The sequence below is a fragment of the Pseudoflavonifractor sp. An44 genome (genome assembly GCF_002161675.1).
GTDB lineage: Bacteria > Bacillota > Clostridia > Oscillospirales > Oscillospiraceae > Enterenecus > Enterenecus faecium.
Map to the genome: position 1 here is coordinate 58919 of NZ_NFIH01000012.1, position 17304 is coordinate 76222.

Annotated in this window: 9 protein-coding genes; 4 read left to right on the plus strand and 5 right to left on the minus strand. The window is 61.9% G+C overall.

The window, feature by feature from the left end:
* Positions 1 to 688 precede the first annotated feature (688 nt).
* Entirely contained in the window at positions 689 to 2071 is a 1383-nt protein-coding gene (locus B5F98_RS07215) for a citrate/2-methylcitrate synthase (RefSeq protein ID WP_242954949.1), read from the minus strand.
* 117 nt (positions 2072 to 2188) lie between these two features.
* Here B5F98_RS07215 and spoIID point away from each other — a divergent pair, with 117 nt between their 5' ends.
* Complete coding sequence (gene spoIID / locus B5F98_RS07220; protein ID WP_242961623.1) at positions 2189 to 3232, plus strand: stage II sporulation protein D; 1044 nt, start codon at positions 2189 to 2191, stop codon at positions 3230 to 3232.
* 85 nt (positions 3233 to 3317) lie between these two features.
* On the opposite strand, the gene B5F98_RS07225 is transcribed toward spoIID, so the two are convergent.
* Complete coding sequence (locus B5F98_RS07225; protein WP_164488797.1) at positions 3318 to 4421, minus strand: SLC13 family permease; 1104 nt, start codon at positions 4419 to 4421, stop codon at positions 3318 to 3320.
* A gap of 200 nt (positions 4422 to 4621) precedes the next feature.
* Here B5F98_RS07225 and B5F98_RS07230 point away from each other — a divergent pair, with 200 nt between their 5' ends.
* Entirely contained in the window at positions 4622 to 6712 is a 2091-nt protein-coding gene (locus tag B5F98_RS07230; protein WP_087370910.1) for an LTA synthase family protein, read from the plus strand.
* Positions 6713 to 6949: 237 nt separating this feature from the next.
* Here B5F98_RS07230 and B5F98_RS07235 read toward each other — a convergent pair whose 3' ends face one another.
* Both B5F98_RS07235 and B5F98_RS07240 read right to left on the minus strand, forming a co-directional pair.
* On the minus strand, positions 6950 to 7849 hold the full coding sequence (locus B5F98_RS07235; RefSeq protein ID WP_087370913.1) for a diacylglycerol kinase family protein: 900 nt from the start codon (positions 7847 to 7849) through the stop codon (positions 6950 to 6952).
* A 684-nt stretch (positions 7850 to 8533) separates the two neighbouring features.
* Positions 8534 to 14005, minus strand: coding sequence for a family 43 glycosylhydrolase (locus tag B5F98_RS07240; protein WP_087370916.1), 5472 nt, complete (start codon positions 14003 to 14005; stop codon positions 8534 to 8536).
* 426 nt (positions 14006 to 14431) lie between these two features.
* Here B5F98_RS07240 and B5F98_RS07245 point away from each other — a divergent pair, with 426 nt between their 5' ends.
* Together B5F98_RS07245 and B5F98_RS07250 are read left to right on the plus strand one after the other, a co-directional pair.
* Positions 14432 to 15133, plus strand: coding sequence for an AzlC family ABC transporter permease (locus B5F98_RS07245; protein WP_087370919.1), 702 nt, complete (start codon positions 14432 to 14434; stop codon positions 15131 to 15133).
* Positions 15130 to 15456, plus strand: a complete 327-nt coding sequence (locus tag B5F98_RS07250; RefSeq protein WP_087234452.1) for an AzlD domain-containing protein — start codon at positions 15130 to 15132, stop codon at positions 15454 to 15456. The genes B5F98_RS07245 and B5F98_RS07250 overlap by 4 nt, the downstream gene beginning before the upstream one ends.
* A gap of 667 nt (positions 15457 to 16123) precedes the next feature.
* Here the strand turns inward: B5F98_RS07250 and spoIIP are convergent.
* Positions 16124 to 17284, minus strand: coding sequence for a stage II sporulation protein P (gene spoIIP, locus B5F98_RS07255; RefSeq protein WP_143482759.1), 1161 nt, complete (start codon positions 17282 to 17284; stop codon positions 16124 to 16126).
* Positions 17285 to 17304 lie beyond the last annotated feature (20 nt).

The following is a 17304-nucleotide window of genomic DNA, read 5'->3' on the forward strand; positions in this document are numbered from 1 at the left end:
GAAATCGGGGAAAGAATCGCCAAAGGCGGGGCCTTCCCCCGCCTTGTGGAATCCACCCCGCGGTGCTGGGCGGAGGGTGCGCCTTTCTCTTTTCGGCCCTTGGACTGGTGGGGTCACATAGAAGGCGTGGAAATTCTACAGGAAGTATCTACTCCTCTGACAAATACTACTTCTATCGCCAGGGCTTTACCCTAGTGAGTCGCTGTTCCCAGCGATCGGCGGCGGGAACGCCGCTTCTCCGGGGTAGGCCCGGATGTGAAAATCACCAGGCTGTAGGGCCAGTTGCCCAGGGTGGCCTGGTGTGGTGGCAGAACTAGGCACCACAGCAAGGGTAACGGGCCGAATTTAGACTTGACGCAGGCCCAGCCTCGTACCCCAGGGAGGTCCTTAGGGGGGAACGCCCTAAGCGGGTTTTGGTTTCTTTTGCCCGCTCAAAAGAAACCCCCAGCGGGAAGCGTCCCCACCAGGCTGGCAAGCCAGAGCTAGGCCACTTAGACCGTCAATCCCTCCGTCACGGCTACGCCGCGCCACCTCCCTTTACACAAGGGAGGCATTGGGCCTGGAAATCACTGAGGCCCAGCGGAGCGTCCCTGGCAGGGACGATGGTTTGCGCCTGAGAAATCATTGCAGCACACCAAAAAGAGCCAATACAGACCCTTGGGGCCTGCATTGGCTCTTATTTCTGTTCTTACCGATTTTCCAGGGGCACATAGTCCCGCATGGGGCACACCGCCTTGTAGGCGGGACGAATGATGCGGCCGGAGGGGTTGTAGACCTCCTCCACCCGGTGGGCACACCAGCCCACAATGCGGGCGATGGCAAACAGGGGGGTGTACAGCTCGGGGGGAATGCCCATCATCTTGTACACCAGGCCGGAGTACAAGTCTACGTTGGCGCACATGACCTTGTTCTGGCCGGTGACCCGGTGGAACACCTCCGGGGCCAGCTTTTCCACCCGTTCAAACAGCTCCAGCTCCTCCACGAAGCCCCGCTCTTCCGCCACTTCTCGGGCAAACCGTTTCAGCATCACAGCACGGGGGTCGGAGAGGGTGTAGATGGCGTGGCCCATGCCGTAGATGAGCCCGGAGCGGTCTCCCGCCTCTTTCTTGAGGATCTTCTCTAAGTAGGCGGCCACCTCGTCGTCGCTGGACCAGTCCTTCACGTCCCGCTCAATGTGGCCGAACATCTCCATGACCTTCTTGTTGGCACCGCCGTGCCGGGGGCCTTTCAGAGAGCCTACGGCAGCGGCAATGGCGGAATAGATGTCGGTGCCGGAGGAGGAGAGGACACGGCAGGCGAAGGCGGAGTTGTTGCCGCCGCCGTGGTCCATGTGCAGCACCAGACACAAATCCAGCAGCCGGGCCTCGGCCTGGCTGAACTTCTTATCCGGGCGGATGGAGCACAGGAAGTTCTCCGCCACGCTCAGCCCATCCTGGGGCCGGTGGAGCACCAGAGACTCATTGTCGAAGTAGTGGCGCTTACAGGCGTAGGCGTGGGCCACAATGACAGGGAACCGGGCAATGAGCTGGATGGCCTGGAACAGCTCCACGTCCAGGTTGTTGTTGTCCGGGTCCGGGTCATAGGAGTATAGGGACAGGGTGGAGCGGGCCAGCTTGTTCATCAGGTCCCGACTGGGCCCCTTCAAAATCATGTCCTCGGTGAATCCGGGGGGCAGATTGCGGTAGTGGTTGAGCATACCCTGGAAGGTGGACAGCTCCTCCTTGGAGGGCAGGGAGCCGAAGAGAAGCAGATAGGCGGTCTCCTCGTAGCCGAAGCGGCCCTCCTTCAAAAAGCCCTCAATGAGCTCACACACGTCAATGCCACGGTAGATGAGCTGGCCGGGGGCGGGGACACGCTCGCCGTCCTGGAGGTAATAGCCCCGTACGTTGGCGATGTTGGTGATGCCCGCCATGACACCGGTGCCATCAGCGTTACGCAGCCCCCGCTTTACCCCGTACTTCTCATACAGAGAGGCAGGGATTTGGTGCTGAGGAGCATACTCGCTGCATATATGTTGAAGGAAGGACAGGGAACGTCCATCCATGAGGTCGAAGGAATTGATGGAATACATGGTGCACCTCCTAAATAGCCGCGGGGGTGGAAGGACCCGGAATGGGCCTCGGGCGGTTTCTATTCAGTATAGCGTATTAAAGTGCAACAGTCAAGACGAAACGAGGAGGAGAGGCTCGTGGGACGATGGCCCATTGACCGGGAGGCCACCCGGATTTTTGCCGCAGGAGTGCTGATGGGGGTCGCAACCCTGTTTTTATTTCCACTTTTGGCCCTGGGACAGGCTGAGGGAGAACAGGGCCTGTTGGAGACCCTGCCCGCCAATCCCACCCCGGTGGTGTCCCAGACCGCCCAGGCAGACCAGACCTGGGACAACAGCCAGAAGGTCCGGGTGCTGGTGGGGGAGGGGAAGGTGGAGGAGATGACCATGGCCGACTACCTGTGGCGGGTGGTGGCCGCCGAGATGCCCGCCTCCTTTGAGCCCCAGGCCCTGCGGGCCCAGGCGGTGTGCGCCCGCACCTACTCCCTGTGGAAGATGGGTGCCAACGCCCATAAGGACCAGGAGGCGGACATCTGCGCCGACTCCGGGTGCTGTCAGGCCTACATAGACCCCCAGAAGGCCAAAGAGAATTGGAAAGACAACGCCCAGAGCTACACCGAGAAGATCACCCAGGCGGTGTCCGACACCGCGGGCCAGGTGATGACCTACGACGGCAAGCCCATACAGGCGGTGTTCTTCTCCTCCTCCACCGCCTCCACCGAGGACGCCCAGGCGGTGTGGGGCAACAGTCTGCCCTACCTGGTGTCCGTGTCCAGCCCCGAGGGGGAGGAGGTGCCCAACTACTACTCCACCGTCACCCTCACCCGGGAGGAGGTGGAGAAGAAGGTGAAGGAGGCCTATCCCGATGCCGACCTGTCCGGGGACCCGGCGGGATGGCTATCCGGCATGACCCTCACCGCCTCCGGCCGGGTAGGGAGCATGAAGGTGGGGGGCGTGGAGATGTCCGGGGGTGCGGTGCGCACCCTGTTTGGTCTGCGCTCGGCCTGTTTCCAGGTCACCTACCAGGAGAACAAATTCACCTTTTCCGTCACCGGATACGGCCACGGGGTGGGTATGAGCCAGTACGGGGCCAACGCCATGGCCGCCCAGGGGAGCAGCTGGGAGGATATTCTGAAGCACTATTACACGGGGGTGGAGATAGAAATGAAGAGTGAAAAATGAAGAATGAAGAATGGTGGTGTGCCGCCGAAGCGGCACAAAGTTCAAAAAACGCCCCGGCGTATTGCCGGGGCGTTGGTGTGCAGTATTAGGGTAAAACCACCCACAGGATCAGCAGCACCACCAAGAAAGCCACATTGAGGCCGGTGAACTGGCCCAGGTACTTCCCCTTCTTCTCGGGGAAGGTGCGGGCGATGTATTTATAGGAGATCAGGCTGGCCATGGAGGCGATGAGGGTACCCAAACCGCCCAGATTCACACCCAGCAGCAGCCCAGCGCCGTTGTCCGTGAATCCGGACAGGAGCAGGGCGGCGGGGACGTTGGAAATAATCTGGCTGGCTACCACGCCGCACAGCACCTCCTGGCCCTGGATGAGGGACTGGAAGAGGGCGGTGAGGGCGGGGATGCGGCCCAAGTTGCCCACAAAGAGGAAGAAGCCCACAAAGGTGGCCAGCAGGGCGTAGTCCACGTGGAGCAGCACCTGTTTGTCAGCCATCAGCACCACGATCAGCACCAAGGGGCACAGCACGTACAGGGGCACCGCTTTGGCTACGCCACCCAGGCACAGGGCGAAGAGCACCCCGTAGGCGGCCACTCGGGCCCCGGACAGGGGCCGTACCTCCCCGGACACCTGGGGCACCTCCAGGGGCTGAGAGGGGCGCACCATCAAAAATACCGCCAGCAGCACCAGGCAGGCCCCGGCATAGGGGAGCACCGTGGCGAAAAAGGACCCCAGGTCCATCTCATAGCAGGAGTACAGGTACAGGTTTTGGGGGTTGCCGATGGGGGTGGCCATGCTGCCCAGGTTGGCGGCGATGGTCTGCATCACCACCACCGGCACCACCCGCTGGGTCTGGCCTGCCAGGGCCAGCACCTCCAGGGCGAAGGGGACAAAGGTGATGAGGGCCACGTCATTGGTCACCGCCATGCTCACAAAGAAGGGCAGCAGGATGAGCACCCCTTCCAGCTGTCGGGTGGTGTGGGTGCGCTCCAGCATGGCCCGGCCCAGGCGGAAGAAGAGGCCCTGCCGCTGGAGTCCCCCCATCACCGCCATGAGGGCAAAGAGCATCCCCAGGGTGTGCAGGTCCACATAGTTGATATATTGGGCATCGGGGGGGACGAGAACAGCGGTAACCAGGGCCAAGACCCAGGCCACACACAGCACCGTCTCCCCACGCAGCCATTGCAGCATTCGCTTCACAGTCAAACACGCTCCTTTTTGCGTCTGACATGGTAGCACAGGCGGAGCAAAAATGCAATGTTTTCCAGGGGGAAAAGAGAAAAAACCGAAAAGATTTGTCAAAGATTGAAAAAGATTGTCTATCGTGGTAAAGTGTAGACAATGAAACCCTCACCGCCGGGTGAGGCGAGAAGAGAAATGAGGGGATAGCCATGGCAGAACCCAAGCGGCTGGCTCCCAAGGAGCCAGGGGTGTTTTCGAAATGGAAGGAAACGTGCAAAGAGAAGTGGAAACATGTGCAACTTCCATCCATTCGGGTTCCCAAGCCCCAGATCTCCTCTGGGCCCAAAACCCAGACCCGTCGGCGGCGGGTGAGCGGGTCGCCCCTCCGGTCGGCGGTGAGCCTGCCGCTGATGCTGCTCTACCACGAGGTGCTGCTGCGGCTGTTTGACGGGGACAGCACCTTCTTCTCTATGGGGCTGCTGCGTATTTTCCTGTTCTCCCTGGCGGCGGGACTGGCGGTCTTTCTGGTGCTGGACCTCATTCCCAACCGGAAGGTGTCCCGCATTCTGGGCGGCGTGCTGGTGGCGGGGTGGACGGTGTTCACCTGCGTAGAGTACTGCTGCAAGAGCTTTTTCAAGATCTATTTCGGCCTGGGATACATGCAGGGCATGGCCGGACAGGTGGTGGGGGACTTCAGCGGCACCATGGTGGAGGTGGTGCTGGCTCGCATCCCCTTTATCTTGCTCTCCCTCATTCCCTTTGTGGTCTATCTGCGCATGTGCTCTGTTATCCTCTACGAAAAGGGCCAGCGGGCCCCGGTGCGGGTGATGCTGGCGGGGCTTATGGTGGTGCTCCAGCTGGTGGGGGTGCTCACCGCCCGGCTGGGGGCTGAAAAGAACTACTACACCTACGACTTCTCGGTGAATACGTCGGTGCCCCACTTCGGGCTGCTGACCACATTGCGCCTGGAGCTGGGTTACGCCATCACCGGCATCCCGGAGACTCCTCTGGATATCCTGCTCCCCGATGACCCGCTGCCCACCGCCACCCCGGCCTCCAGCCCGGAGCCTGGGGCCAGCCAGGCCCCCACCGGGGACAACGTGTTGGACATCGACTTTGAGGCTCTGGCGGCGGGGACTGACGACGAGACCCTCCGGGCCATGCACCAGTACTTTGCCTCCAAGAGTCCCACCAATCAAAATGAGTACACCGGGTATTTTCAGGGGAAGAACCTGATTCTGATCACCGCAGAGGCCTTCTGCCCCTCGGTCATCGACCCCGAGCTTACCCCCACTCTGTACAAACTGTCCCACGAGGGCTTTGTCTTTGAAAACTACTACCAGCCCGACTGGACCCAGTCCACCACCGGGGGCGAGTTCGCGGTGATGACCGGCATTATCCCCACCTGGATCGGGGGGAGCAGCCTGTCCTTCCGGGTCAGCGCCAAGGATGCCATGCCCATCGCCCTGGGGTGGCAGTTTCAAAAGCTGGGCTATGACACCCTGGCCTACCACAACAACACCTATACCTACTATGGCCGGGACGAGACCCACCCCAACCTGGGATATGAGTACTTTGGGCTTGGCAACGGCCTGGAGCTGAAAAGCAACCTGTGGCCCTGCTCGGACCTGGAGATGATGGAGGCCACGGTGGACGGCTACGTCCAGGACTATGTGGAAAACGGCACCCCCTTCCACACCTACTACATGACGGTGAGCGGACACTGCAACTACAACTGGACGGGCAACGCCATGTCCCGGAAAAACCAAGAGGTCATTCAGGCCAAGTACCCCGACGCCTCGGAGCAGGTGCAGGCCTATCTGGCCTGTAATATGGAGCTGGAGTACGCCATGGAGTACCTGGTCAAGGAGCTGGAGGAGGCGGGAATTGCCGACGACACGGTGATCGCCCTCACCGCCGACCACTACCCCTACGCCCTGACAGAGGGGGGAACGGACTACTACCAAGAGCTGTCCGGCGTGGACGACACCGAGCGGGACACCTCCCGCTACCGCAATACCTTCATCCTGTGGAGCGGGTGCATGGAGGAGCCGGTGGTGGTGGACACCCCCTGTTCTGCCATTGACATCGTGCCCACCCTGTCCAACCTCTTCGGGCTGGAGTACGACTCCCGGCTCTACTCCGGCCGGGACATTTTCGCCACCAACTACCAGGCCAATCAGTATTCCAGCAACATGCCCCTGGTGGTGTTCGCCAACAAGGGGTATGGCAGCAGCTGGATCACTGCTGCGGGCACCTATGAGGCCTCCACCGGGACCTTTACCCCCGGGAGGGTGTGACGGTGGACGAGAACTACGTCAGCCGGGTCAAGAGCCTGGTGGGCGCCAAGTACACCTATGCCAAATTGGTCATCGAGCGGAACTACTATTCCCTGGTTTGGCCGAAAGAGTAAGGAAAAAACAAATCCCTCCGGCCTGGCCGGAGGGATTTTAAGCCTCGCAGAGTTCCGTCACCCGCAGGTGACGGAAGAAATTGAAATCCTTCCCGTGGGAAAAGGCTTTGCCTTTTTCCGCGCGTTAGTTTCCGCAGGCGATGGTGAGTACCCGGGAGCGGTTGGAGATGGTCAAGTCGGTGTAATCGCCGCCGAACTCCCCGTCCACCGTCCAGGCCAGGGGCTTGGGGCTGGTAAAGTGGGCCTGGGAGCAGGTGAAGCCCACCACGCTGCCGTCTTCGGGCAGTTTCTGGGTGGTGAGGGCGGTGAGAATGGACTGCCAGTCCTTGGCGGTCTTGGGGGTGCGGATGAGCAGGGCCTCAAACTGGCCGTCGTCCAGGCACACCAGGTCCCGGGGCAGGTTGACCATGCCGCCGATGGACACGGTGTTGGACACCATGCCGTAGATGAACTCCCCCTCTATCTCCAGGCCCTGGTCGGTGGTGACCTTCACCTGGTAGCTGGGGAAGTTCACCAGCCGCCCCGCCCCTTGCAGCACATAGGCCAGGTGGCCCAGCAGGTTTTTGGAGGCCTGGGGGGTGGAGTAGGACACGTCGGTGAACAGCCCGAAGGCGGCGATGTAGAGAAACTGCCGTCCGCCCAGGTCCCCCACGTCGATGGACCGGGGCACGCCGCCGCAGGCCACCCGGGCCAGCTCCTGGGTGGAGCGGGGCAGGTTGATGTTCCGGGAAAAGTCGTTGGTGGTGCCCGCCGGGATATAGCCCAGAACCGGCCGCTCCTCCTGGGGCAGGGAGAGCAGCCCGCCCACCGTCTCGTTGAGGGTGCCGTCCCCGCCGCAGCACACCACCCGGTCATAGTGGGCGGCGGTGTCCGCCACCACCTGGGTGGCGTCTCCGGGGCCTAGAGTGGGGCGCACGGTGATCTGGTAGCCCTCCTGGGCGAACACCGTGAGCACGTCGGAGAGCATGGTTTTGGCCCGCTGGCGGCCAGCTTTGGGGTTGTAGACAAAGAGCAGCTGTTTCATACATGCACCTTCCCGTAGTATTGCTTGATATTAGATCTAGTATAGCGCAAAGGGGCAGTGGAAACAAGAAAAATATATGGAGTGTGGGAGAGAGGGCGCCCCTCTCCCAAGTCTCAGACGTGGCCGTTCCCCCCTAAGTACCCCCTTGAGGTACGAGGCTGGAACTGCGTCAAGCTGGTGTTCGGCCCGTGACCCTTGCTGTGGCACCTAGTCGTGCCACCACACCAGGCTGCTCTGGGCAGCTGGCCCTATAGCCAGGCGGTTTCCACCTCCGGGCCTACTCTGGTGTGTGCGGCGTTCCCGCCGCCGGGAGCCAGGCTATCGGCAACTGGGAACCGTTGCACACCAGGGTGAGGCCCTGGTGGTAGAAGTTTTATTTGTCGTAGAAGCTGAAACTTACAAAAGAATTGCCATGCCCTCTATGTGACCCCACCGGGCCAAGGGCCGCAAAGAGAAATTTGCAGGGGCTCCCCGTACCGCGGGGTGGATTCCACAAGGCGGGGGAAGGCCCCGCCTTTGGCGATTCTTTCCCCGATTTCTCATCGGGGAGAAATCGGGCATAAGCGGAGCGTCCCCGGCGGGGGCGCTGGTTCCTGCCCAGGAAATCGGAGAAGAAATGGTCTCTCGAAACAGCAAAAAAGTACGGCCAGCTTTCGCTGACCGTACTTTTTGCTTGATTTGGGATTAGCTGCGACGCTTGCGGGACACATAGGCAGCGCCAGCCAGCAGGCCCACAGCGGCGGTGAGGGCCGCCACGTACCCCATCAGCTGGGCGGAGTCCCCAGTCTGAGGCACGTTCTCAGGCTTCTGGGTGGCCTGAGGCTGGTCGGTGGCCTCAGGAGCCTGGGTCTGCTCAGGCTTCTGGCTCTCCTGAGGCTTCTCAGAGGGCTGCACGTCGCCCTCGGCGGTGAGGCCGTCCATGGCGCTCTGGAGCGCGGCCACGGCGTCGTTCACCACCTGCTGGTCGTCCTCCGACAGGCTCTCGTCGGCCATCACAGCCTGGGCAGCGGCCAGAGCGGAGCGGAAGGTGGCCACGGACTCGGCGGTGTATCCGGTGAGGTCCATGTCCTGGGCAGCGCCGATCAGGTCTTCCAGGATGGACTTGTCCGCCTTGAAGCGCTGGGCCAGAATGGCGGTGAGGAGCTCGTCCACGGCGGTCTCCACGTCGCCCTGGAGGGCATTGCCGTCCTCCATCACGTCCTGACCGGCGGCCAGAGCGTCCAGCAGCTCCTGCCAGTGGTCGGGCAGGTACTTGCTCTCATTGGGGAGCATGCCCTCTGCCCTGTGGATGAGCAGCTCCAGCATGGTCTTGTCGCCCTGCTTCAGGCCCAGACCCCAGATACCCTCCAGCAGGTTATCCCAAGCGGTGTTCACCTGCTCCTGGGTGGCGTTGGGGTTGTCCAGCACGGCCTTGGCCTCGTCCATGGCCTTCTGGAAGGCGTCCACAGCGGCCTGCACCACACCGGTGGTGTCCAGATTCACGGCGTAGTCATAGGTGGCTTGGAGCAGGGCCTTGTTGGCGGAAGCAGACTCGCCCGCCTCGGTGAACTGCCAGGTGTCCAAGCTCATCAGGTTCTCCGCCTGGTCGTCTCCGGTGAACACCATAAACAGGTTGTGTACTCCGGTGAGGCCCTCGGCATCGCAGGTGAGGGTCTGATAGGTGCCGTCTCCGGCGGGCACGGTGAGGGTACCCACCACGGTGCCGTCGGGGGAGTCCACCCGCAGCTCCACAGCTCCGCCCGCCTGGGCGGCGATGCTGGCGGTGAAGGAGGCAGCGCCCTTGTCGCCGAAGTCCAGACCGGCCACGGCAATCCAGTCGCCGTTTTGGATGTCGGTGACGGCGCGGTTGTTCACTTCCGACAGGCCTTGGCCGGGCTGGTCACAGGCCTCTACCTTGATACCGGCCTGCCAGGCGATGGTCTCCCCGGCGGTGAGCTGATAGGGGCTCATGGTCTCCAGCTGGCTGATGCCCTCTCGGTCGGCCTGGATGGGGACGATGCGGCCATCGGCGTAGTATTCCACCTCGTTGATGTGGGTGGAACGATAGCCCTTCTCAATGCCCATGGCCTGGCCCAGAGTCTGGGCGTGGTAGACGATGTAAGAGGTGCCCTTGAAGTTGAAGATGGCGTGATGGTTGTTGCCGCCCACTCCGAAGTAGGTGGAGGGGTTCTGGAGAATCTCGCCGCAGTACTCATAGGGGCCCAGGGGGTCATCGCTGACCATGTAGCAGATGATGCCGTAGCCCGGGTAGCCCTCCACGGCGGAGTGGTTGCCGGAGAAGTTGGAGCAGTAGGTGTAGTAGTACTTGCCGTTGGCCTTGTGGATGCCGCCGTCCTCAAACATGCAGGGGGCGTCGATCATCACCGGCTCGCAGTCCAGGCTGATCATGTCGTCACCCAGCCGGACAATGCGGGCGCTCTTGGGGTTCAGGTCCTGTCCAGCGGGGATGCCGCCGCCAAAGACCAGGTATCCGGTGCCGTCGTCATCCACCATGACAGCGGGGTCGAAAATCCAGGGCACACCCTGGGTGCCGGGGGTGCTGCCGTCGATGAGGGCGTGGCCCAGGGGATCGGTGAAGGGACCCACCGGGGAGTCGCCCTCCAGCACGCCGATACCGCCGCCGCCGTTGCAGAAGTACAGGAAGAACTTGTCCTGTCCGTCAATCTGCTTGTAGGCGATGGCCGGGGCCCAGGAGTTGTTGGCCCACTTGGCCACGCCATTGGGGCCTGCCACGGGGATAAAGCCGTGGTCGGTCCAGTTGACCAGGTCGGCGGAGGAGATGACGTGGAGGGAGTTGATCTTGGAATAGGTGTTGTCGATGATGTTGCCGTTCTGGTCGTACTCGAACTGGTCGGCGGTCATGTACACGTACACCCGGCCGTTGTACTCCAGGGCGAAGGGGTCTGCGCCGAAGTCGTAGTCGATGAGGGGGTTGGAGTAGCCGGGAATCTTGGCCAGGGCCTCGGAGTCCAGCTTCACCAGGGAGATGTTGGACACGGCGTTGTCCACCCGATAGGAGACGTTGCCGCCGGTGACCCGCACGTAGTCGGTGCGCACCTGCACGGTCTTGTTCTGGGTGGTGTAGTCGGTGAGTTGGAGCTGGACGGTGGCAAAGCCAGTGCCGCCGTTGTCCTGATAGTTGACGTTGTCCCCGGACACGGTGAGCACCAGACGTCCGTCCTGATAGGTGTAAGTGGCCTCTCCGGTGACGTTCTTCTCGTCAAACACCACGCCGGACACGGTGAAGTCGTCGGGAATGTTCAGGGACGCTTCCAGCTTGGTGTAGTCGCCGTCGGGGAGGGTGTCCAGCTTCACGGGCAGCTCCACCTGGGCGTAGGCCACGCCCAGCACGTCGTCGATGTCGTCCAGAGAGGCATTCAGGACGGTCTCAGAGCCGTTGGAGCCCTGGTCGGAGACGTGGAAGTAGTCGAAGTCCACATAGCCGCCAGTGGTCTGGGTGGCGTAGTTGAACAGGCCGAAACGGTAGCCCATGAAGTGGGGCAGGGTGTAGGCCATCTGCAGGGTGTTGCCGATCTGGGTCCACGCTGCGCCGTCCAGGCTGTAGAAGAAGGTGGCCTGATCCTTGCGCTGGGTGTAGTCGAAGTCCACCCGGAGGTATACCCGGTTGACCCCGTTGTCCAGAGCCACTCGCTCCACCTCGGTGCCGTTGGGGTCAGAGTCGGACTCGGTCTTGGTCATCACCAGGTACTTGGTGCCGTTTTCCATCTTCACGCCCACGTAGCCGTACCGCTGCTGGAAGGCGGCCAGTCCGGCCACATCGCCGTTCTTCATCCCGGCGATCTCCAGGGCCACATTGCCCGAGCAGGTGGGGCCGTAGGTGCGCTGGGTCAGGGTGTTCCGGGCCTCCAGGATGTTCTTGGCCTTGGTACCGGTGGTCAGGCGCAAAAAGCCGTTGCGCTGGGTCAGAGACCAGTCGTTGTTGTTGGGGTTGTGGTTCCACTGCCAGGCCAGGTCCAGATAGGAGCCGTTGTCGTCGTTCTCTCCGGGCTCCACAGGCTCCTTCTCGTCGGGCAGCACCACCACGGACACGTCGTCCACATAGAAGTCGAACAGGTCGTTGGTGGGGTCGGGGGCGGCGGTCCAGGCGGTCTCGATGAAGCATCCCACATAGGACATGTCTGCATCGTTGGGGATGGTGTAGGTGCCGGTGATGGTGGCCCACTGGCCCTTTTGGGCGGTGACCGAGCCCACCACGTCAATGCCGCGCCAGTCGCCGCACTGGATGCAGAAGTTGAAGGTCTTGGAGGCGGGGCCATCGTTGTACTTGACCTTGGCGCTGACCTGGACCTTCTGGCCCTGGATCAGCTGTCCGGTGAGGACCTGCTTGGGGCCGGAGGCGGTGTTGGTGCGGTCGGAGATCTTGGCGGAATAAGAGCCGCTGAATGCCTCCTCGGTGACGATCTCCAGAGTGGAGGCCTCCTGGACGGCCCAGGGCTCGGAGCCGTTTTCAAAGCCGCCGTTGACGATAATGCCGTAGCCCGGCTCCTCTGCCTCCACGGTGACGGACACGTCGTCCACATAGAAGTCGAACAGGTCGTTGGTGGGGTCGGGAGTGGCGGTCCAGGCGGTCTCGATGAAGCATCCCACATAGGACATGTCCGCATCGTTGGGGATGGTGTAGGTGCCGGTGATGGTGGCCCACTGGCCCTTTTGGGCGGTGACCGAGCCCACCACGTCAATGCCGCGCCAGTCGCCGCACTGGATACAGAAGTTGAAGGTCTTGGAGGCGGGGCCGTCGTTGTACTTGACCTTGGCGCTGACCTGGACCTTCTGGCCCTGGCTCAGCTGTCCGGTGAGGACCTGCTTGGGGCCGGAGGCGGTGTTGGTGCGGTCGGACACCAGCAGCACGGTGTTGCCGTCCTCGTCCACGGGGGTGAGGGTGGCGGCCTCCTGGACGGCCCAGGGCTCGGTGCCGTCCTCAAAGCCGCCGTTGACGATGAGCTCCATCCGCTCGGCCTCTTGGTCGGCGGTGGGCTGGGCCTCTACCGCTGCCGCGTTCTGAGTGGCGGTGTCCGCGGCGGTGGACACGCTGCGGTTGTCGGCGGCGAAGGAGTGGGGCTGGCCGTTGTAGAACTCGTCGGACACCACTATGTCCTTCTCGCCGGTGTAGGTGCCGGGGAGGTCCATCTCCACAGGGGCCTGTCCGTTTTCATCGCCGAACACGGGCCAGCCGTCCTCCCAGGTCACAGGCACCAGCACCGGGATGCGGCCCACAGAGCTGTGGTCCTGGAAGAGCATGGCGTACCAGGAGCCGTCGGCGGCCTGCACCACGCCGCCCTGGGCCACGCCGGCGTCGTCCATCTGGCCGTCAAACTCCAGGCCGGAGTCGAAGACCTTGCGGCTCTCCCAGGGGCCGTCCAGGGAGGAGGCGCGCCAGCAGACTTCCTGTCGGCGTCCGCCGGTGGGCCACTGAATCATAAACAGGTAGTAGTAGTCCCCGATCTCATAGGCGTGGATGCCCTCGGAGATGTAGGACACAGGACCGTTGACCGGATTGCCGTCGTTGTCCAGGCCGGTGTATTCAATGAGGGTCACCTCGTCGCCCAGGGTGATGTCCCCATTCTCGTCCTCGTAGACGGGGCGGCACCGGGCGGTGCCGCTGCCGTAGACCACGTACATGCCGTCGTCCTGGGTGGTGAGCAGGGACACGTCGTGGAGGTAGCCGTTGAACTCAGACCGATGCCAGGTGCCGTTTTCCACGTCGGTGGTGGAGAAAATGTAGGTCTTCCCGGTGGACAGGCTGGCAAAGGATACGTAATACTTGCCGTTGTAGTGGCGGATGCTGGCGGCCCAGGAGCCGTTGCCGTAGTCGCTCTCCCCGTTGCGCAGGGCGAACTTGTCGCCGTCATCCAGAATGTCGTAGGTGTAGCTCACCGTCTCCCAGTTGACCAGGTCCGTGGATTTCATCACGGGGCAGCCGGGGGAGAGGTGCATGGTGGTGCTCACCATGTAGTAGGCGTCATCCACCCGGATGACGTCCACATCCGGGACGTCGGCATACATCACGGGATTGGTAAAGGTCTGATTCCCGCTGTCCGAAGTTGCCACAGCCCGGGGTGAGAGGGGAATGGCGCTGAGGGTCATGGTCAGAGCCAGCGCAACTCCCACTGCTCGTTTTAGAAACGTGTTTCTCATGGTTTGTCCTCCTTCTCGTTTGTTTCTGACAGCGTACCAGCTGTCTGGGTCCGCAGGGCGCTGCAAACCCCTTTGTCAGGAAAATCTTAGCATGCAGTTGCACGGACATCAACGATATGGACGAAGATAACGTATTTTCTCCCTTCTTAACAATACAAATTGAACAAAAGTAAGTAAAATATAAAATTTTCATGGCTATCACCCGGTCATTCAAGGAGTATCTGCAAAATATCCAGATATTCGAATGCTATTTTTGTGGTGGTTCGGGGTGCTTTTTCCGGATAAATTCTCAATTTGACCTGGTGATTGCCCCGTTGAGAGGGGAGAAATCCGGGTAATTTGTACGGGAGTGGAACGGCCCTTGCCAAACGCTGAATACTTTCGTATAATAGCGTACAAAAGAGAAGCGCAAGGAAGTGACCTGACATGAACCGGAAGACCATCGCCGCCGCCTTTCCCTACACGGTGCCGGTGCTCATGGGCTATCTGTCCATTGGCATCGTCTTTGGGTGGATGATGTCGGCGGCGGGGTATGTGCCTTTGTGGTCGGCCCTGATGTCCATGACCATTTACGCCGGAAGCGGCCAGTATCTGGGGGTGAGTCTGCTGTCCACGGCGGCTCCCCTGGCGGACGTGGCCCTGCTGACCCTCATCATCAATTTCCGACACCTGGTGTACGGCCTGTCCATGCTGGAGAAATTCCGGGGCATGGGGGCACGGAAGTGGTACATGATGTTTTCCCTCACCGACGAGACCTACGCCCTGCTGGCGGGGGTGGAGGCGCCGGAGGGGGTGGAGCCCCGGGACTTCTACTTTGCCATCGCCCTGCTGGACCAGCTGTATTGGATTGCCGGGTCGGTGATTGGGGCGGTGGCGGGTGCCCTCATCACCATCAACACCCAGGGCATTGACTTTGCCATGACCGCCCTCTTCCTGGTCATCGCCGTGGAGCAGTGGCAGTCTGCCTCCCGGCACCTGCCGGTGTTTTTGGGAGCGGGGGGCACTCTGGTGTGCCTGCTGGCCCTGGGGGCGGAGAATGGCCAGTTTCTCATCCCCGCCCTGGGCATTTTGGTGGCGGGGCTGTTGCTGCTGCGCCCCTATTTGGAGAGAGAGGAGGAAAAGGTATGAGTGTCGCCCAAACGGCTGCCGCCATTGCGGTGATGGCGGTGGTGACCTTCCTCACCCGGGCCCTGCCCTTTTTCCTCTTTGACCGAGGGGGCAAGCCCCCCAAAGTGGTGCTCTATCTGGGCAAATATCTCCCCGCCGGGGTCATTGCCATGCTCATTGTGTACTGCCTGAAGGGGGTGCGCTTTACCTCCACAGACCAGTGGCTGCCCGCACTGTTGGCCTGCGCCGCCGTGGTGGGACTTCACTTGTGGAAGCGCAACAATATGCTCTCCATCATGGGGGGGACCATTTTCTATATGGTGCTGGTACAGGTCATATTTTAATCTGTCTATGTGGCACGGTGAAGGCGGTGACGGGCAGGGCCTGTCCTTCTCCGATTTGTCAGGCGGAGACCAGCGCCCCAGCCGGGGACGCTCCGCTGGGGTGACTTTCTGCCGCCAGAAAGTCACCAAAGACCGCCAAAGGCGGGGCCTTCCCCCGCCTTGTGGAATCCACCCCGCGGTACTGGGTGTCCCTGCATCCTCCTTGTTTCGGCCCTTGGCCCGGTGGAGTCACATAGATGGCTTTCTGTTCTATGGTTCGTGTTCACTTCTCTGTTCCTGCGTCCTTTTACTGCCAGGGCCTTACTCTGGTGAGCCGCTGTTCCCAGCTATCGAGGGGCTGGCTCCCGGCGGCGGGAACGCCGCGTCTCCGGGGTAGGCCCGGGCCTGGAAACCACCAAGCTGTAGGGCCAGCTGCCCAATGTGGCTTGGTGTGGTGGCAGTGACAGGAGCCACAGCAAGGGTGACGGGCCGACCGTAGGCTTGACGCAGTTCCAGCCTCGTACCCCAGGGAGGTCCTTAGGGGGGAACGCCCTAAGCGGGTTTTGGTTTCTTTTGCCCGCTCAAAAGAAACCCCCAGCGGGGAGCGTCCCCACCAAGCCAGAGGGCTTGAAAAGAGAAAAGAGAAGGTGGAAGTGGCCTGTTTCAGACTACTTCCACCTTTTTCAGGCTATTGCTTTTGAAACAGGTCCGCAATGGTGCGGGCAAAGAGCCGCCCGGCGGTGATAGCCTCCTGGAGGGTGTTGCCGTGGCTGCCGATCTCCACCAGCAGGCACCCGGTGGAGTAGTGCTGGTTGAACCGGGAGGTGCGCAGGGCGATGGGCCGGGCCAGGGTGGACCACTTATCCGCCAGGGCCTTCTGGATGGAGGCGGAAAGGGACAGGTTGACCCGCCAATTGGGGTGAGTCTGGCCCGGGGAGTCGGTGCCCATGACCATCATCACCTGGGCGCAGTTCTCCACCGTGCCCGCCACCGTCTTATAGATGGTGCCATCATTGGCCACCAGGGCGTCCCGGTGCACGTCAATGACCAGGCGGATGGAGGGGTATTTGTCCAACGTCTCCTTCACCGCCTGGGAGGAGCGGTTGTAGGCGTCGTTGTAATCGGGGTAGTCGTAGAGGGTGGTGTCGTGGATGACCTCCAGTCCCGCCGCCTCCAAAATCTTGGTCATCTCGGTGCCCACCCGCACCATGTTCTGCTCGGTATTCAACGTGCGGTAGCTGTCGCTCTCCTCATACATGTCGGTGCCGTCCATGGTATAGGCCTCGGTGGCGTGGGAATGATAGATGAGAATGTCGGGGCCCTCCTGAGCCGGGGTGAGCTTGGGGGCGGCCTCCAGCAGGGCTTTGACGTCCAGGGTGTAGTCGGTGTAGTTGCGGATGCTCACGGTGTCATAGGTGGCATACACCGGGGAGTCGGTGGCTTTCAGGGTGCTGGGAATGATGCCATCCGGGGCGGTGGTGGTCTGTGCCGGAGGCTCCTCGGGCGTCTCCTCCTGTTCCTCCGCTTCCGGCTGCGGGGTGGCGGTGGGCTGGGGCGCCTGGGTGGCCACCGGGGCTGGGGTGGCCTGGGCGGCCCCGGCCAGCAGGGAGGACTGGCCCAGAATCACCTGCTGCCACAGGGGTGTGGAGGGCTGGGTGTCCCAGGGCAGTTCCAAATTCACAAGAGCGGCGGTGAGCTGGTCCAGTTGGGCCAGCTGTTTGAGTTTTTCAAGGGCCACCGCGGGGTCGGCGGTGAGATAGACGATCCACAGGGCCACAGCTGTCAGGAAGAGGGCGATGCCCTGCCGGACGCCGCGCAGCAGGGGGGCACTTGTCCTGTTCTTTTGCATAGCATTCACCTCTCCACAAC